We start from the raw sequence: 17513 nt of genomic DNA, 5'->3' as shown, positions 1-17513 counted from the left end.
ACCAAGGAGACTGTCCATGCAGGGTTCAACCCCAGTGGAATGTGAAGTTCTCAACGTTATTCAGGGTGCAGGCATCTGGCCCGATTGCGATGACAAAACCCAGTTGCTGCAGGCAATTCAGAAGCTTGCAGCTGCCTCACTGCCAACCCGTCAGTATTTCACCGAAGACGGAACTTTTGTCGTACCTGAAGGTGTCACGAAGCTGCGTGTAACCGTATCTGGTGCCGGTGGCGGCGGTGGCCTCAACGGCAACAGGGTCAGTGAACAGTCGGAAGACGGTCAGGCGTCCAGTGTTACCTATCAACAGGTCGTTGTCGTTGCCGAGGGCGGCACAGGTGGTTGGTCTGCCAAAACAACCGCCATTTCCGCACCACATGGTGGTGCAACTAACGGTGATGTGAACCTTGTCGGGCAAGGTTCACCAGGGGGCAACGGCACGACTTCCCAAGATGGCCTAACCGGCGGTGCAGGCGGAAATGGCGGATTGGCGATAAAGGAATTCGCCGTGCTGCCGGGCGAGACGTTGCAGATCGTTGTCGGTACGGGCGGTACTAGCACTGCGGACCCGGCACCTGATTACTCAGGTAATTTTGGTGTCGATGGTTACGTGATCGTCGAGTGGGTTTGATTGAACTAACCCCGGCAGGGCTTCCTTGCCGAGGTTCTTTTTTTGACCAAAGTTGGAGAATTTACATGCAGTGTTTAAGTCCGGTTGAAAGTGAAGTTCTCAATGTTGTTCTGGCGGCGGATATCGTTCCCGATCGCATGGATGATACCCAGTTGTTGCAGGCGCTTGAAAGCCTGTTTGGCGGTGGCAGTTCTGGCGGTGGTTCTGTACCGGTTGCGACCATCCTCCCGTTTGCCGGTTCGGTGGCACCGGAAGGCTTTATGATGTGTGATGGTGCGGAACTTCTGGCGGCGGAATATGCTGACCTGTTTACCGCGATTGGTACATCTTACGGTGTCGGGCAGGCTGCGGGCAGTTTCAAACTGCCTGACCTGCGCGGTCGTGCACCGATTGGTGCCGGTCAGGGTGATGGTCTAACGGACCGTGTGATCGGTGCCGTTGATGGTGAAGAAACGCACCAGCTTACGATTGATGAGATGCCAAACCACACGCATCAATACGGTGCACCGCATCTTCAAACCTATGGCATGAGTGCGCAAGCAGAGCGTGGTGTGAATCCAACTTCACAGGAATGGTATTCGGTTTCCGATGCGGGCGGCGATCAGCCGCACAACAACATGCAGCCGTTCCTGGTGGTGAATTACATCATCAAGGTCTGATCGCAGCGAACAAGAACCTTGGCGGAGCCCGGTTTTCCGGGCTCCGTTTTTGTTGGGGGGATGTGATGGCATTAAGTGATGTCGCGCTGTGTGCACGCGCATTGGTGATGATCGGGGCGGCGCCGATTTCGTCGTTTGAGGAAGACGTCGCCGAGGCCGAGATTGCCCGGATGCTGTATCCGAGCGTGCGCGACGGGATGCTGGCGGGGTATCCGTGGCGGTTTGCCGGGCGGGGGTGCTGGTTGTCTCGGTTGGCGGACGGGGATGCGGCGATATCGCCCAAGGATGGAAGCCATCTGTTTGCCTTGCCGCGTGATTTTATCCGTTTGCTGTCGCTTGAAAATGACGGGGGCAAGATTGCCCGGTTCGAGCTGCGTGATCAGGCGGTTCTGGTCGCAAGTGACAGTGCGTATCTTAGCTATGTCGCACGCTTGCCGGAGGGCAGCTTTCCGGCCTGGTTTGATCTTGCCTTGATGGCGCGGCTGGCAGCGGAATTTTGCCTGCCGCTGACCGAGAGCAGCACGCGCGCAGAGTACCTTTTCAAGCGGGCCGAGGATCAGTTGCGCGAAGCCAGACTTGCCGATGCGCAGCAATCGACCCCGCACGCGATTGATGATTTTTCCCTGATTTCTGCAAGGAATTGAGCTCATGGCACGCCGCGTTCTGGAGAAGAACACCTTTTCGACCGGTGAGCTGGCCCCGGAATTGTGGGGGCGGTCGGATCTGAGTGCCTATGCCAATGGCGCGGCGCGGTTGCGCAATGTGTTTATCGAGCCATCGGGTGGGGTGCGTAGGCGTCCCGGTATTCGATTGATCGATGAATTGCCGGGGCCGACGCGTTTGATCCAGTTCGAATTCAATACCGAGCAGACCTATTTGCTGGCTTTTGGCGATAACGAGGCGCTGGTGTTTGAGGACGGGGTCGAGACGATCTGGTTTGAAACAACCTTCGGGGTCGAACAGCACGATCTTCTGAACTGGACGCAAAGTGCCGATACGCTTTTGGTGGTGCATCCCGATACCAAGCCGGTGCGGATCACGCGCACAGGCGATGGCAGTTGGCAAACCAGCCTGTGGGCATGGCGCGAAACCAACTTTCGCACCAGCCAGCCCTATTACAAGTTTGTCGAACCGGCTGCGACCCTGACCCCGTCGGGCACCAGCGGCACGGTCACGGTGACGGCCAATATGGATCTGTTCGTGCCTGAACATCTCGGCACGCTCTGGCGGATTCAGGGGATTGAGGGCGAAATTAAAAGCGTTGCTGATACCCGCACCGCGACAATTGCGCTGAAACAGGCCCTGCCCAATGCCAATACCACCGTCGATTTTGTCGAGCAGGCCTTTTCCGAGGTGCGCGGTTGGCCACGCAGCGTGACCTTTCATCAGGACCGGTTGATCATTGGCGGGTCGCGCGATCTGCCCAACCGGCTGTGGATGTCGAAATCCGGCGATCTGTTTAATTTCGAACTGGGCGAGGGACTGGATGACGAGGCGATTGAATTCGCCCTTCTGGCCGATCAGGTCAATGCCATTACCGGCATTTTCGCCGGGCGTCATTTGCAGGTCTTTACCAGCGGGTCGGAATGGATGGTGACGGGCGATCCGTTAACACCGGCCAATGTGCAGGTCACCCGCCAAACCCGGATTGGCAGCCAAAGTAATCGCACCGTGCCGTTGGTCAATGTCGATGGCGCAACGCTGTTTGCCGGGCGGAGCGGACGCGAAATCCGCGAATTCCTGTTTACCGATGTCGAGCAGGCCTATGGATCGGCCGACCTTGCCTTGCTGTCGCGTCATCTGATCAATCATCCTATTGATCAGGCCTTTGATCCGGACCGGCGTCTTTTGCATGTGGTGATGCGTGATGGATCGCTTGCGACCCTGACACTGTACCGCAGTGAGGCGATCACCGCCTGGTCTTCGCAATCGGTGGCGGGATGTCGTTTTATATCCGTCTCCGTCTCGGGCGGGGAGGTTTATGTCGTGCTGGAACGCGATGGCCGCTATTTCCTCGGCGTGTTTGACCCGGAATGCGGCTTTGATCTGTATCGCCGCCAAAAGGTTGCAGAGGGCGAACTCCCGCGCCGACACTGGGGCAATCTTGATCCGCTGGATGGTTTGGATGTTTCCGTCTGGCACGATGGCATTATCGCCAGCGATATCTCGGTTGCCGGGGGGACGATTACGTTGCCTGAGAGTATTGGGGCCGTACCGGAAATCGAGGTCGGCTTGCCCTTTACCCATGAAATTTATGCCCTGCCGCCGGCCGCATCGGATGGCAGTCGCCCGCATGGCGGCAATGCCGTGCGGCTGGTCTCGGTGACCTTGCGTTTGCAGGAAACCGGGCAGCTTCGCGTCGATACCGGACGGGGATTACGCGATGTCGCGCTGCCGGTATCGCCCGATGATAGAAACGCGCTGTATAGCGGGGATATCACGCTGCGCGCGCTTGGCTGGCGGCGGGGCAGTGGGGGCACGGTTAAAAGTGGATTATGGCGCATCGCCGGGGCATTGCCCCGGCCTTTTTTGTTGCTCGGTGCGGCCAGTGAAATGGGGGTGAATGACTGATGGGTGGATTTACATCAATCGTGCCGATGGCAGCATCGGTGCTGCAAACCGGTCAGCGTGTGGCAGCCAGTCAAAACGATGCGCAGGCCCGCATCAATCAAAGCGAAGCCGCCCGTCAGGCCGATCTGGCCGAGATCGAAGCACGCGAGCGCGAAGATGCCGCTAAACGCGAAGAAGACCTACGCAGGCGTCAGGCCACCATCCGCGCAAGGCAAGGAGCATCGGGCCTGATGGCCGGTGGATCGGGATCGGCCAGTGCGGTTCTGGCGGGGTACGAAAAAGCCGCCCGGCAGGATGCGAACCAGAGCGTGGACGCCGCCGCGAGAAACCGCAGTCGCATCAACCAACAGGCCGCCTGGCGTGAAAAGTCGCTTCTGCGATCTTCACAGGATGACACGGTCGCACGGCTGAATGCCTGGTTTTCCAAGCGTGATGGCTGGGGCTGATCATATTTAGGGGGAAGTACGCTATGGGCGCTGTTTTTGCCAATCAGATCCGTGCCGCCATCGCCTTTGTCGGCGATGGTACGCGCGATACCTTTCCATTTGATTTTGATGTGTTTGATGAGGGCGATGTGCGGATCAGCATCGATGGAACGGAAACCGATACCGGCTTTCACATCGCCCTAACGCCTGCCGATCAGGGCGGGGGTGGTGTCGTGCAGTTTGAAAATCCGCCTGCAAATGCCACCACCATCACCATTGCCCGGCAATTGCATTTGCGCCGTCTGAGTGCCTTTGACGCCATGTCGATCCCGCGCGGTGATGCGCTGGAGCGTGATCTTGATTTCATGACGGCAGCGCTTGGCGATGTCGACCGGGCACTTGCGGGCACGTTGCGGTTTGGCGCGGATCAAGCGGACGCGACATCGGCGGAGCTTCCCGTCATTGAACCCGGTCGGGCGTTGATCTGGGATGAAGCGGGCACGGGGCTTGCCAATGGGCCAAGCGGGGATGACATCGCCTATGCCAGCAGCAAGGCAAGTCAGGCGCAGGATGCTGCCAACCGGGCCGAGGCCGCCGAAAGCCGCGCGGAAAACGCGCGTGCGTCGTTTGAGCGATCCACAGCCTCGGCGATGCTCGATCTTGATTTTCGCAGTGGGGATGTCCTGGCGTGGGAGGATGAGCGCCGCATGCCGGTGATTGACGCGCCGGTTTCGCGCATCATGGATATCCGCGAAACCGGATCCTTGGTCAGGCTTTCAAGCGGGGCACAATTGACCTTGCCGGTGGCGTCCCTTGCGCGCAATGGCGTGCGCTTTCGGGTTTTTAACGGCGATGGCACGATGGTCGATATCACGTCCGCATCCGGGGATGTCATCCGCCCGACCAATGGCGGGGCAGAAGTGACTGTTTATCCGCTGCCAACACGGGGCGACATGGTCGATCTGATCTGCGATGGCACGCGCTGGTTTGCCGCCCCGATCCATGAAACCGGCCCGGTGATCAAGCTTCTTCGAACCAATAGCCAGTCGATCCCGGCGGGCGGCGCGTTTCTGGTGGAATGGGATCAGGTGATCGAAGACAGCCACGGGCTTTATGACAGTGGCGTGCATGGTGTGACCGGCCTGCCGCCGGGGTTCTATCACGTTGATATCGGGGTGCGGTTGCCGATTACCGACCAGTCGGTCTTTACCACATTGTCACTGGAACGCTTTGATGGCACCGATTGGTCGAGCCATATGCAGGCCAATGACATCACCGCCACGGGCAGCGGCGCGGCGCACAGTTTGCGGCTGAATGGTATTGCCCGAATTGGCACCACGCCGGGCACAGGATTGCGCCTGCGCATTCTTCATAGCGATAGCCAAACGCGCGAAATCGGGGCGAGTGATCTTTTGACCTGGTGCCACATTCATCGCATTGGCGGCTAGGGCGTTCCTCGGCCTGTCGCCGCCATCCATCAAAACTCACTGTTCGGAGATGCATCCAATGGGATTGCGTTATCAGCCGCTTGCGGCCTGCATGAAGCTCGCGCGTGCCAGTACCAAGCTGATCCGCGCCGAAAATGGCCTGCTTGAAATCCGCTCAAACGATGAACCGGGTTATGATCATGACGGGCTTGGTCGGCGGTTGGGCCTGTTGATCGAGGGGGCGGCGAGTAATTTGCTGCGCTATTCGACCGCGTTTGACAATGCGCTTTGGGAAAAGAACAGCGGTGTGGTGGTCAGCAGCAGTGCGACCCCCGCACCCGATGGCACGACAACCGCCATGCAGCTTGACCTGCCCGGTACTGCTGGGGGTGCGGACGGGCTTTATCAGAATGTCGGCGGGCTTGTCGCCAGTGACAGCTATTGCTTTGCGATCTGGATGCGCGCTGTTTCGGGCACGGCTGACATTACGCTGGGTGGCATTGATGGGCCTTCCACGTACGGCTTTACGCTGGATGAAAACTGGCAGCGGGTGTGGATTGCTGAACCGGCATCCGGTGCAACCCGCTATCCGAAAATCAGCACCGCGATCAGCGCGCTTCCGGCCTCAATCCTGATCTGGAATGCGCAGCTTGAAGCCGGGCCGGTGCCGACAAGCGATATCATCAGCAACGGCATCCCGGCCGCACGCGCGGCCGATGATGTGCGGCTCGATCCCGGCGACTGGTTCGCGCAAGGGCAGGGCACATTGGTGTTTGATATCCATACTGCCAAGGATTGGGCGGGTATCTGGCGGATCGTGCAGCTTTATGCCAGCAGCCTTAATGATGATCACCTTGATCTTGGCTATGACAGCGATGCCGATCAGTTGCGTATTTCACTGCGCAAGGGGGGTGAACCCATTGTTACCCAGTCGCTTTACGGCACGCTTGCCAAGGATAGCCGCCATCGCATCGCATTGGCGTGGGATGATGACGAAGTTTCGGTCGGGCTGGATGGTGTGGTGCTGTCCTCCCCGGATGGCTTTGCCATGCCGCGCAATTTCACCAACATCGTGCTGGGCAGTTTTGGCGGGACGGACAAGGCGATGAACGGGCATCTGCGCAATCTGGCCTATTGGCCCGAAAAGCTTTCCAATGCGCGGCTTTCAGAGCTTTCGACGGTTTAAGGACAGGCAATGAGTGAGCCGGAAAATACTGATCCAGTCGCGGCCGTGCGCGCCGAACTGTTGCGTGATTTGCCGGGAGATATCAAACGCGTGCGCAATGCCTATCGCCGGGCCGCACAGCAGGCGGCGCTTTTGCGCGACGCCAAGGATTTCAACACTCATCAGGCGGCGTGCAAGGCGGCACTCGGGCATCTTGATGGTTTGATCAAATTGCTGCGCTGGGCGGCGCAGGGGGTTGGGGACGTGGACGACGCAGCATCGGACAAGACCAATGTTGATCAGCTGATTGCCGAGGCAAAGCGCAGTCTTGACGGGGTATGAGATGCCATGAACCGGGCATGCCCCACCATTTGATGATGCTCCAAATGGTGGGGCGCTTTGATCAGTAGGACAATGTCACCAATTGGCATTTGGCGTTCTTGCCACCGGAATAGTCGTAAATCACTCTTAAGGGACGACCAGTGCTGCTTGTGACGGGAAGCGTGATTTGCCAGCGGTTAGGCGTGCCCTCGGCAGAAGGCGTGCCACGGCGGATTTCAGATTCAAGGTCTGAGGGGGTATTGATCCCGGCATCCGGGCCGCGTTCACGGACCCTTGCGTAAAAATGAAACCCGTTATCCTGCCAGTTCATGGGCAACATTTTGCTCCACTGGTTGTTGGTAACCTGTTTCCAGAGATTGTCGACATTGCTGCCGCTGAGTGAAAACGTTGTCGGGGCACAGGCCGATGGCGGCTTGGCGTGTGCAGGCTGGGCCAGCAAAAGACCAAGTGCCAGGAAAAGAAAGGCTGCCATCAGGCCGCCAAGACGCATGCTGCGATAGGTCTGCATGATCGGGTTGCTCCTTGTTGTCATTGTGTTCAGACACAGCTCTGACGTCGCCCGGACGCGAACGTGACAGACCGCAACAACCAAATTGATGGAGTGAGGAAAATGCCAAAGGCAGAGGCCCGCTTCGCCGAATTCGTCTGGATCTGGGATCAGATGTTGGGGCTCAGCCTGCCCGCCCATCATCGCAAGATGGCCGATTGGCTTGAAGACTGCTGGCAATCGGGCAAGCGCGAGATGCTTTTGATGGCGTTTCGCAATTCCGGCAAGTCGACGCTGGTCGGGTTGTTTTGTGCCTGGTTGCTGTATCGGAATGCCGACTTGCGCATTCTCGTGCTTGCGGCCGATCTTGACCTTGCGAAAAAGATGGTGCGCAACGTCAAGCGCGTGGTGGAGCGCCATCCGCTGATGGCATCACTGTTGCCCGAAAAGCTGATTGATTGGGGCAGCGAGCGATTTACCGTGGCGCGCCCGGCTGTGTTGCGTGATCCCTCCATGCAGGCGGTGGGGATCGGCGGCAATATCACGGGGTCACGGGCCGATATCGTGATTTGCGATGATGTCGAGGTGCCCAAAAACAGCGACACCGCCCACAAGCGGTCCGAACTGCGCGAAAAGCTTGGCGAGATTGCCTATGTGCTGGGCCCGACCGGTGCGCAGCTTTATGTCGGCACACCGCACAGTTATTATTCGATCTATGCCCGTGAAGCCCGGTCCGAGGTGGGGGAAGCAGCCCCGTTTCTGGCCGGGTTTTCACGCTTTGAGCTGCCCATCGTCAATAGGGACGGGACATCGAACTGGCCGGAACGGTTTGACAATCAGGCGATTGCGGCGATGCGGGCCCGCACACCCGAACGCAAGTTTCAAAGCCAGATGATGCTTGAAATGGTCGCCCCGGTGGCCGGGATGCTCGACCCCGCGAAATTGCGGTTCTATGACGACGCGGCCGAGATTACCCATGGCAATGGCCGGATGACGCTTCAGCTTGGCGGACGCACCATGGTCGCCAGTGCCTGTCACTTTGATCCGAGCTTCGGGTCGCTTCGCGGCGACGGGGCGGTGGTGGCGTGCGTTTATATCTGTGATCAGGGCGAATACTGGTTGCACGATATGGCGTGGCTGCGGGCATCAAGTTCGAGCGATCCGGCGCCAAGTGACGACAAACCGTGGCAGGATGAGGCCAGCCAGCTTTGTGCGCAAGTCGCCGGGTTCATGGCGCGCCATCACTTGCCGTCTGTGCGGGTCGAGACCAATGGCATTGGCCGGTTCCTGCCCAATATCCTGCGGCGTGAACTGAAATCAATCGGATGGGCGGCCAGCGTCGTAGAGCATTATGAAAGCACCAACAAAGCCACCCGGATCGAGGATGCCTTTGGCGCGGTGATGGGGGCAGGCTTGTTGCATGTCCATCGGGCGGTCGGGCAAACCCCGTTCGTGGCGCAGATGCGTGATTGGCATCCCGATGGCAATGGCCCGGATGACGGGCTTGATGCGGTGGCGGGGTGTATTTTGAACGATCCGGTGCGCTTGCCACGGGTCGATATGCCGGTCAGACGGGCCGACTGGCGGGGGCAAAGCGGGATTTTCGCAGCCGAGAGCCATTTCAATCCGTGAGGGAAGAAAAAAACTTTCCCACAATGCCAAATGGTTAGCGGGGGCCGTGTATCACATTTGTGAGATGTTCATGGAAAATTCAGCTTTGCTCCCTACGTTTATTATATGAAAGCATAGTAAGTAATTTTTCTTCCTATACTAAAGTGAGTTTTCGAAGCCAGAAAAAGACGGGTCCCGGCCCATGAAGCCGGCACAAGGAAGCGGCCAAAGATCATTTGTTGATTGATTTTGCAGTCCAGGAAAACAAGACGTCCATGTGGGCGCACCTGACTGTCAGGAGGCCTGACCATGTTGAAAACACTGAGCTTGATTGCTGTGGTGGCAGGTGCCGTTGCAGTAACAATTCCCCAAGCCTCGGCGTCCCCCGTTTGCGGGGACCGATCCAAGGTGATCGATAGCCTGAGCGCGAAATATTCCGAAGAACCGGTTGCAGTCGGCGTCACGTCCAATGGTGGCGTGATCGAGGTGCTCAAGGCGCCTGATGGCCAGACCTGGACCATCCTGTTTACCTATCCGTCCGGCCCGAGCTGCCTTGTCGCCTCTGGCGAGGCCTGGCAGGACCTGGAAGAAAAGCTTAAGGGACCGGCTGCCTGAGCGCGCCCCTGAATGCCGCTTCCTGACGATTTTTGCTGATCATTCGGGCCGGGGAATATCGCCACTGTTATCCCCGGGCGGAATGCGCCAGCGACCTGACCCGCAAGCCATCGGTTTGCGGGTTTTTCTTTGTCCGAAAATCGAGGCCCCCATGACCCTGCCTGTGACCCAGACGGTCGATGTGATCTGGTGGATCACGGCTGTTGAAATTCCCGTTGTCGCCAGCCTGTTCTGGCTGCATTGGCGGATGCGTGCCGAGCTTCTCAGCCGCACAGAAACCCAACGCACGCGCCATGAAACCGACATTACCGACCTGCGCGATGCGTTGGCCGCCTTCAAGCTCGATGTCGCGCGCAACTATGTCTCCATCCCCTATCTCAAGGATGTCGAAAAACGCCTGACCGGCCATTTGCTCCGGATCGAGGCCAAGCTCGACATGCCTGTACCCCCGAGCAAAAAGGATCTGAGCTTATGACTGAATGCCAAACCCTGACCCGACCAGCGCCACAGCCGGTCGCACAGTCAGTGACCGACACCGATACACTGCCCGAGGTCGACGTGCTTGCCCGCACCCTTTATGGCGAGGCACGCGGCGAAGAGCTTACCGGGATCGAGGCGGTGGCATCGGTGATCCTTAACCGCGTGGCGTTTGCGCAATCTCGCGGGCGCTATTGGTGGGGCAATGACATCAAATCGGTGTGCCTGAAACCGGCACAGTTTTCCTGCTGGAACAAGGCGGACCCCAACCGCAAGAAGTTGCTCGCACTCAGCCCGCGTGACCCGGCCTATCGTCTGTGCAAACGCATCGCCAAACGCGCGGTGGCGGGGGAGCTTTGCGATCAAACCGAGGGTGCCACCCATTATCACACCCATGCGGTGGACCCGTTCTGGGCGCGTGGGCATGTGCCGGTCGCCGAGATTGGCAATCACCTGTTCTACAAGAACATCGGTTAATCCGATGGCCGCTCTTGCCGCCAAGACGGACTGCAAAGAAGCATTGGCTGCGCTTCCGGTGCTCACGTACTGACACGTACGCTGCGCGCCGGTTCTCGCCACTACTTTTCGCCACGTCTTACCGACAATCCCAACCATCGTGAAGGCTTCAAAAATTGCCAGAGGTGCAAAATGATTCCTGCATTGCTCGCCCAGATCGGCCTGCCGCTTTTGATGAAGGCGGTGGGTGCGGGGCTTGATCATATCGACAACCCGATTGCCAAAGCCGCCGCCGACGGCCTCAAACAGGTCGAAACCGCTGTCACCAAGGGCGACGTTACACCGGAACAAATAAACGCCGCCAACCGCCACACCGAACGCATGGCCGAAATCGAACTGGCGCGCGATACCGAAACCCTGAAATCGGTCAACCGCACCATCCGCGCCGAGGTCGCCAGCGAAGACGCCTTTGTACGCCGTTGGCGCCCCAGCTTCGGCTACGCCGTCGCACTTACCTGGATCATGACCATGGGGGCAATTGCGGCTGCCATCATCCTGACCCCGCTTCAGGCTCCGGCGATCATTGCAGCGCTGGTCAATACCAGCCCGATCTGGGGTATTGCGTTGGGGGTTTTGGGCGTGAGTGTGGTTAAGCGGAGTGCGGATAAGAAGATCCCGTGATTTCGTTTATTGCGTTTGTTTCGAATATTGCGTTTAGTGTGTGAGGCGTATAAGGTGCATAGGGTGCATAGGGTGCATAGGGTGCATTATGCGCATCATCTTTGGCATTCAGCATCGATGATGCCGTAAACTGGAGAGTTATAGATGTCCGCAATTCGCAAAGACGACTTTGGCGGTAGATTGCCAACCCAGATTGAAAGTGCGACTGCCGATCAGCTCCGCCAGATTATTGCTTCGCAGACCAAGGATGGTGAGGATACCAAGCTGACCGTCATGCCCGGTGATGGGAAACCGGAAACGATTACGCTCAGCCCGGCTTTGACGGAAAGCCTGATGGCGTTGCTGCGTCTGGTGTCCAGTCGTCAGGGATTTCAGATGATCCCGCTTTCGGCAGATTTGACAACGCAACAAGCGGCAGATTTGTTGAATGTGTCGCGGCCCTATCTGATCAAGCTGCTGGAAGCCGGTGACATCCCGTATGCCACCGTTGGGCGGCACCGCCGGATCAAGGCCGAGGATTTGTTTGCCTATAAGTCAAACCGGGACGCAGAGCGTCGCGAGGCTTTGTCCGAACTGGCAAAAATGGATGCAGAGCTCCTTTTGAAAGGATATTGAGGGCAAATGACCTATCGGGCAGACCATTTTACAGCACTTCTTGATGCCTGTGTTCTGGCCGATGTGTTCAAGCGGAACCTGCTGCTTTATCTTGCCGAGGCGGAGCTTTTTCGCCCGCGCTGGAGCCCGGAGATCCTTGAGGAAACCGAACGTGCGATCCTGAAAATCACCAAGGGTGAGGCGGATGGGACAAAGCAGCGTGCGGCAATGGAGCGGGCGTTCCGGGATGCCTGCGTGACCGGATATGACGCGTTCATCCCGGCTGTTACACTGCCAGACCCGGATGACCGTCACGTTTTGGCTGCCGCAGTTCATACCAACGCACAGGTTCTTGTGACCGACAATCTGAAGGATTTTCCACCGGATGAATTGGTGAAATTCGGGATTGAGCTCAAATCACCTGATGAGTTTATTTCCGATACCATTACGCTTCATGAGCAGACAGCGTTTGGCGCGTTAAGAACCATGCGGGCGGGCTATCAAAACCCGGCTCTTACGACAGGCAAGATCATTCAGTTTGCGGAAAGCCGTGGCTTGATGGCGACGGCGCTCTTGCTCAAGGAATATGAGCAATATTGGTAATGTGGAACTCGCGCCGTAATTTGACAAAATGGGGGGATGCTAAAGTAAATCCCTGCAAGGATTTATTAGCGAATAAAAATCACGAAACCTCAGAGCTTAAACTGGCTGATTTTTTCAAGCTTCACCTTTTCAACTCTATTGGTTTTTGGGTTGTAATAAGCTTGATAAAAATTGAAGCATGATCTGTTCGCCGTATCACACTTCTCTTTAATTATTTCTATGATTTTTGTCTTGTAGTCATCTTTGGTTTGCATGCCGAAGATGATTCCGTCCAAGTTATCAAAATTATATGTGGTGTTCTTTGAGACAATGTCTTGATTGAACCCTGACGTGGAAATTGCTCGGAATTCACTCTCGTATTCCCAGTCGGATAGTTTTTTAGTTACTGTAGATGGGTGGTGTTCCCAATACTTTTGACGCCAAGTGCCTTCATCGTTGGTGAGCTGGTTAAGGCAACTGCTTCGGTTTCCTTCGTCATCGTAAAGCCATGCACTATTCAAGGTAGGTATTGGCAGCTGGCCTAAGGAATTGAAAAAATCGGTCTCTGGGTATTCTTGGTCATATGTCACTTTATGCAAAGTGAGATTGACTAGACCAACATCGTATTTGGTGTTTGTTGCGGTTCCACCGATTCCTACAATCGTATTCACGGGAAAGGTCTTTCCGTCAGTGGTAAATTGTAAGCAAATGCCTGAGTGATTTCTGGAGTAGTGCGACCACATGGATGGGTTATCGAATCGTTCTGACAGGCAAGCTATTAGCGCTTTCGGATACAATAGATCTTCGATGGCATCGAGATACAAAGATGGGAAATCATAGGTAATGTTTGCTCCCACTTGCCCCCATGGTTCGGATTTGATCATAGTCGCAAGTTTGAACTCGTTTTCTTTCACTGATATTTGAGCATTCTTTTCCTCAATTGCAGAGGTTTCACTAATACTAAGAAACCTTGATATTGCGCTTTTGCTGAGCAATGTCTTTTTAGATAAACTTGCGTCAATTGGCGTTAAGCTTGGATCCAAACCTGCAAATGCTACGCGCACAAAGTCGGTTATGTGCATGTTTATAGTGCTTAAATAGAAGCGTAGCTCGTTCTTATGGATTTTTCTTTTTGCTTCCGCAAATGCTTCTATATATCCAAGAACATGTTCGCACGACGCCAAGCTGGTGATTACTGACTTTACTATATCGTCGTTCGAACGGCGATGAGACTGGTGTATCGGGATATCTTGCCTTGTTACCCTGTAGGAAGGGCCGTGAAGCGTGGCTTGGCACATGCAAGCCGTTAAACACATTGCATAGTGTTTGAAAAAATTATTCCAAATTACTTTGTCGCCCTTCCAATATAGGTTCTTATATCCCTCCATTGGGTCGTTCAGATTTTCCATTGGGGATAGGTATAGTTGATTTTTTCTGAGTTCGTCGAAGCCATAAGGCTTTACCGGATCTTTCTGATATCCGAGGTCGTCAGATGATAAAATGTATTCTATGGGCCTGAAACGATAAAGAGTATTGGTCATCTCTAGCAATCAAACTGGTTCTATGGGGCTGTTGCAAATCGTAAGTGATTACTCTTCGCTAATAAAGCGATTGGGAGCAATAGTCTGAGCTTGGGTGCAGTTTGATATTACGTTTCTGTTGACAATGCTTTTTGGTGTCGTTCTGAAAATCTCAGGAAGGCAGTGATTTCTTCCGCCGAATACCCCAACAACTCCCCTATCCGCGCAGAATCTGCGTCGTGATCGGCTACATTTCCAGCGCATAGATTGCGGCACATACCCAAGGCTCCCTCAATCCGCCATTCCTCGCCGGGCAGGGCGAAGAAGAGGTAGCGCATGTCATGGGGTGGGCGGGGGATGATTTCCTCAACCCGGATGATCCGGCCTGCGGCGACGTGCGGGGCGAAATCGGCATCGGGGAAATAGTCGCTGACATGGACGGCGTCCGAGAACATTGCCATCGGCTTTGTCCCGGCCAGCATCAATTCCAGTTCGCGGTCATTATGCGGGCCAATGCCCGGCGGGAGTTCGAATTCATCATCCATGGCGATCTCCCGAGTTTTCTGATCCAAGTTTCACACCGGTTCGAGACATCGTCAACGATCAGGTCAAGGCGGGGCTGTCGGCGTCGGTCCCTCGGAAATCATCGCCGCCCTGGTCAATACCAGCCCCATCCGGGGTATTGCGCTGGGGGTTCTGGGCGTGAGTGTGGTTAAGCGGCGTGCGGATAAGAAATTACCGTGATGCTTTTGGCTGGCATGTTGAGTGGTCCGGAAGCGCTTGATGTCCGCAGGTTGTATTCGATGGGGTGCCTGTTATGATTGCAGACGCACCGAGGGGAGCCCCGACAGGGGGTCGAGAGTCTGTCGGCCCGGTTTTTGAATGATGGGCAGCGCAGTGACCCTTTGAACCTGATCCGGATCATGCCGGCGAAGGGACGGGACTGCTGCGTTCTGTCCTTTGCCGGTCTCAGCGGACGAGGCCAATCTTTATGTCTGCCCAGTCTTTATCTTCCCAGTCTTTATCTTCCCGCTCATCGTCGTCTTCGTTGCCGGTACGGCCCATTGCGGCGGTGATTGCCGTTGTTATCCGTGATCAGCATGTCTTGCTGGTGCGTCGGGCCAATCCGCCGGATCAGGGAATGTGGGGATTTCCCGGCGGAAAGATTGAAGCCGGTGAAACTTTGCCACAGGCCGCGTTGCGCGAATTGCGCGAGGAAACCGGCATATCGGCAGAAGCGCTTCGGGTTTTGACCGCGGTGGATGCCTTTGACCGGGGGGCAGGGGCACAATTGCAGCACCACTTCATCCTGATTGCGATGTTATGCCGGTGGACCAGTGGAGAACCGGTTGCAGGCGATGATGCGCTTGAAGCGGGCTGGTTTCCTGTTGCTGATCTGGACGGGGGCGGGCTTGCGTTGAGCCAGGATGTTGCATGGGTTGCACAGCAGGCGGCAGATATTCTGTCGGCGGTGTAATCGGGCGGAGGTGTAATCGGGCGGAGGCGTAATCGGGGTTTTCAATATTCTGACGGTTGCGGGCACCGATCCGTCGGGCGGGGCCGGAATACAGGCCGATATCAAGACCTTTCCGGCGCTTGGCACCTATGCCGCGTCGGCGATGACGGCTGTGGTCGCGCGAAACACGCCGGGCGCTCGAAATCATCATCCATGCGATCACCCGAGTTTGGTGATCCAGGCTTCACACCGGTTCGAGACATCGTTAACGATATGGTCAAGGCGCGGGCTGTCGGCCTCCGTGTCGCGCAGTTCATTACGCAACGGGGCAATGGTTTCGCGCAGTTTCTTTGCCATGGTGAGCAACGCCTTGCGAAGCGCGGTGGGGGAGCTTCCGATCATGCGGGCCTGGGCTTCCCAGTGGGGCCAATCCAGTTCGGTCGGATCAAAACATCCGCCGATGGACTGAGCGAGGCGGGGGCGCTGGCTTTTGAAGCAATCGCGGAAAGCGGCGCCGTTATTGACGTCATAAAGCGGGCTGATGGCCGTTTGAACAGTCGTTGGTTTACTGTTCGCGGGACGTTGGCGATAGATCAGCGAATAGTTCTTGGCATGCGCATCCGGGTTGCCGATCAGGAAATTGAAAATCACAAAACCCAGCAGTTTGGGGATGTCGCGTGCGGGGATGCTGCTGGCCTGTCTGGTCAGTGCAAACATCGCGGCAACGTCCGGTCCGCCCTGCTTTTCATATTTGACATCGGGATTAACCCCAAGCGCCTGACAGAAGTCTTCCTGATGCAGGCGGGTGACGCGCACACCATCGGATGTTCTGGCATAGGCGCGGTCAAAGCGGGTGACGAACAGGACCGGACGATCATTATAGATGCGAATTCTGGTGTGTGCGGCATCCAGCCCGATTTTGCGCGCCAGCTTCATGCAGAAATGCTCTGTGCGGGTGGAATCGGCCAAGCGTTCGATATCAATTTTAAGGATATGGGTGCTGGGATATCCGCCAATCGGCAGGGAGATTTCCCCCGTATCGGGATCAATATAAACCGCGGCCTTGTCATTCATCCCGGCCAGGGACAGCACGACTTCGTCCTCGTCGACAAACAGCGGCCTTTGCGGCAGATCGGCAATGCGTTTGGCAAGATCATCGCTTGAGATCGGGGCGAGGCGGGGGGCGTGTTCATCGGCGGAAAGTGATGGGTGATCGGGCACCTCGGGCACCAGCATCAAGGCCCCGGCGCAATCGCGCCCGATATGTTCGAGCATGCCAAATTCGTCACTTGGCGCGACGTCAAAAAGTGCTGCGATCTGGCGACGGACATCCTTCTTGTCGGGCAAAAGCCCGTCAAAGAACGGTTCGATGGCTTGGCTGTCAAACGTGCCTTCGCACAGCGGGATGCTTTGCGAAACCGGATAGGCGGCCGGGTTTGAAAGCCAGCCTTGGTCATATTCAAACGACATATAGCCGCGCGCATCGGATTGCAGAACGCCAACCCGATCACGGCCATTGGCAAGGACCATAAGGGTTTTGGTCATGTCTGGCCTCCGCCGGTTTGGGCGGGGGCGGTTTCAGTGGGTATATCCGACCAATCCAGCCTGACCTGACCGCCAAGCGCGCGGGTGATATCAAGGATGTTGGCGAAGCTTGGATTATCCGCCTTGCCGGTTTCAAGCTGGCTGAGGAACTTGATGCTCAGGCCCGTGGCAAGTGCAAGGTCGGTCTGGGACAGGCCAAGGGCCTTGCGGGTTTTGCGAATTTCCGGGCCAAGCTGATCCATGCGGGTGATGTGCACAGCATCCTCCAAATT

The 17513-nt window shown here is 56.5% G+C and carries 21 protein-coding genes, 1 pseudogene and 1 riboswitch; of the genes and pseudogenes, 17 read left to right on the top strand and 5 right to left on the bottom strand.

Annotation, left to right across the window (positions count from 1 at the left end; translation table 11 throughout):
• The first annotated feature begins 16 nt into the window (after positions 1-16).
• The 8 genes from FHI25_RS17495 (at position 17) to FHI25_RS17460 (ending at position 7217) form a co-directional block, all read left to right on the top strand.
• A complete protein-coding gene (locus FHI25_RS17495) occupies positions 17-628 on the top strand; it encodes a hypothetical protein (RefSeq protein WP_210519987.1) in 612 nt (203 codons plus the stop codon).
• A 65-nt stretch (positions 629-693) separates the two neighbouring features.
• A complete protein-coding gene (locus FHI25_RS17490) occupies positions 694-1287 on the top strand; it encodes a tail fiber protein (RefSeq protein ID WP_210519984.1) in 594 nt (197 codons plus the stop codon).
• Positions 1288-1352: 65 nt separating this feature from the next.
• On the top strand, positions 1353-1931 hold the full coding sequence (locus FHI25_RS17485) for a hypothetical protein (RefSeq protein ID WP_210519982.1): 579 nt from the start codon (positions 1353-1355) through the stop codon (positions 1929-1931).
• Between the two features lie 4 nt (positions 1932-1935).
• Positions 1936-3858 carry a hypothetical protein gene (locus FHI25_RS17480; RefSeq protein ID WP_210519979.1) on the top strand — a complete coding sequence of 641 codons (1923 nt, stop codon included), beginning with the start codon at positions 1936-1938 and terminating at the stop codon, positions 3856-3858.
• Positions 3858-4304 carry a hypothetical protein gene (locus FHI25_RS17475; protein ID WP_210519977.1) on the top strand — a complete coding sequence of 149 codons (447 nt, stop codon included), beginning with the start codon at positions 3858-3860 and terminating at the stop codon, positions 4302-4304. The genes FHI25_RS17480 and FHI25_RS17475 overlap by 1 nt, the downstream gene beginning before the upstream one ends.
• A gap of 23 nt (positions 4305-4327) precedes the next feature.
• A complete protein-coding gene (locus tag FHI25_RS17470; RefSeq protein ID WP_210519975.1) occupies positions 4328-5731 on the top strand; it encodes a hypothetical protein in 1404 nt (467 codons plus the stop codon).
• Positions 5732-5789: 58 nt separating this feature from the next.
• On the top strand, positions 5790-6896 hold the full coding sequence (locus FHI25_RS17465; protein WP_210519973.1) for a hypothetical protein: 1107 nt from the start codon (positions 5790-5792) through the stop codon (positions 6894-6896).
• Positions 6897-6905: 9 nt separating this feature from the next.
• The gene (locus tag FHI25_RS17460) at positions 6906-7217 is read left to right on the top strand and encodes a hypothetical protein (protein ID WP_210519971.1); all 312 of its coding nucleotides are present in this window, start codon (positions 6906-6908) and stop codon (positions 7215-7217) included.
• Between the two features lie 61 nt (positions 7218-7278).
• Here the strand turns inward: FHI25_RS17460 and FHI25_RS17455 are convergent, their stop codons facing one another.
• On the bottom strand, positions 7279-7725 hold the full coding sequence (locus FHI25_RS17455; protein ID WP_210519968.1) for a hypothetical protein: 447 nt from the start codon (positions 7723-7725) through the stop codon (positions 7279-7281).
• Between the two features lie 102 nt (positions 7726-7827).
• Between FHI25_RS17455 and terL the strand changes: the two genes are divergently transcribed.
• From terL to FHI25_RS17420, 7 genes are all read left to right on the top strand, one after another.
• Complete coding sequence (gene terL, locus FHI25_RS17450) at positions 7828-9336, top strand: phage terminase large subunit (RefSeq protein ID WP_210519966.1); 1509 nt, start codon at positions 7828-7830, stop codon at positions 9334-9336.
• A gap of 288 nt (positions 9337-9624) precedes the next feature.
• The gene (locus FHI25_RS17445) at positions 9625-9930 is read left to right on the top strand and encodes a hypothetical protein (RefSeq protein ID WP_044829400.1); all 306 of its coding nucleotides are present in this window, start codon (positions 9625-9627) and stop codon (positions 9928-9930) included.
• A 151-nt stretch (positions 9931-10081) separates the two neighbouring features.
• Positions 10082-10405, top strand: a complete 324-nt coding sequence (locus FHI25_RS17440) for a hypothetical protein (protein WP_246879188.1) — start codon at positions 10082-10084, stop codon at positions 10403-10405.
• Positions 10402-10884 carry a cell wall hydrolase gene (locus tag FHI25_RS17435; protein WP_210519963.1) on the top strand — a complete coding sequence of 161 codons (483 nt, stop codon included), beginning with the start codon at positions 10402-10404 and terminating at the stop codon, positions 10882-10884. Before FHI25_RS17440 ends, FHI25_RS17435 begins: the two co-directional genes overlap by 4 nt.
• Positions 10885-11055: 171 nt before the next feature.
• Complete coding sequence (locus FHI25_RS17430; protein ID WP_210519961.1) at positions 11056-11544, top strand: 3TM-type holin; 489 nt, start codon at positions 11056-11058, stop codon at positions 11542-11544.
• Between the two features lie 144 nt (positions 11545-11688).
• Positions 11689-12159, top strand: coding sequence for a helix-turn-helix domain-containing protein (locus FHI25_RS17425; RefSeq protein WP_246879187.1), 471 nt, complete (start codon positions 11689-11691; stop codon positions 12157-12159).
• Positions 12160-12165: 6 nt separating this feature from the next.
• A complete protein-coding gene (locus FHI25_RS17420) occupies positions 12166-12741 on the top strand; it encodes a PIN domain-containing protein (RefSeq protein WP_210519959.1) in 576 nt (191 codons plus the stop codon).
• Positions 12742-12830: 89 nt separating this feature from the next.
• On the opposite strand, the gene FHI25_RS17415 is transcribed toward FHI25_RS17420, so the two are convergent.
• Both FHI25_RS17415 and FHI25_RS17410 read right to left on the bottom strand, forming a co-directional pair.
• Positions 12831-14261 (bottom strand): DUF2971 domain-containing protein, encoded by a 1431-nt coding sequence (locus tag FHI25_RS17415; RefSeq protein WP_210519957.1) that lies wholly within the window; start codon positions 14259-14261, stop codon positions 12831-12833.
• Positions 14262-14368: 107 nt separating this feature from the next.
• The gene (locus FHI25_RS17410; RefSeq protein ID WP_210519956.1) at positions 14369-14785 is read right to left on the bottom strand and encodes a hypothetical protein; all 417 of its coding nucleotides are present in this window, start codon (positions 14783-14785) and stop codon (positions 14369-14371) included.
• A gap of 280 nt (positions 14786-15065) precedes the next feature.
• A riboswitch (TPP riboswitch) is annotated at positions 15066-15195 on the top strand.
• Between the two features lie 93 nt (positions 15196-15288).
• On the opposite strand from FHI25_RS17410, the gene FHI25_RS17405 reads away from it, so the two are divergent.
• Together FHI25_RS17405 and FHI25_RS17400 are read left to right on the top strand one after the other, a co-directional pair.
• Entirely contained in the window at positions 15289-15717 is a 429-nt protein-coding gene (locus tag FHI25_RS17405) for an NUDIX hydrolase (RefSeq protein WP_246879186.1), read from the top strand.
• Positions 15718-15748: 31 nt separating this feature from the next.
• Positions 15749-15880, top strand: a pseudogene (locus FHI25_RS17400) (bifunctional hydroxymethylpyrimidine kinase/phosphomethylpyrimidine kinase); the annotation flags it as partial.
• Positions 15881-15915: 35 nt separating this feature from the next.
• On the opposite strand, the gene FHI25_RS17395 reads toward FHI25_RS17400, so the two are convergent.
• Complete coding sequence (locus tag FHI25_RS17395) at positions 15916-17241, bottom strand: type II toxin-antitoxin system HipA family toxin (RefSeq protein WP_210519952.1); 1326 nt, start codon at positions 17239-17241, stop codon at positions 15916-15918.
• Positions 17238-17498 carry a helix-turn-helix transcriptional regulator gene (locus FHI25_RS17390; protein ID WP_210519950.1) on the bottom strand — a complete coding sequence of 87 codons (261 nt, stop codon included), beginning with the start codon at positions 17496-17498 and terminating at the stop codon, positions 17238-17240. Before FHI25_RS17390 ends, FHI25_RS17395 begins: the two co-directional genes overlap by 4 nt.
• Between the last annotated feature and the right edge of the window lie 15 nt (positions 17499-17513).

It is taken from the genome of Thalassospira sp. ER-Se-21-Dark (genome assembly GCF_017922435.1).
GTDB lineage: Bacteria > Pseudomonadota > Alphaproteobacteria > Rhodospirillales > Thalassospiraceae > Thalassospira.
Note: the sequence above shows the minus strand (reverse complement) of the source record. Positions and strands in the feature narration are given on the sequence as shown.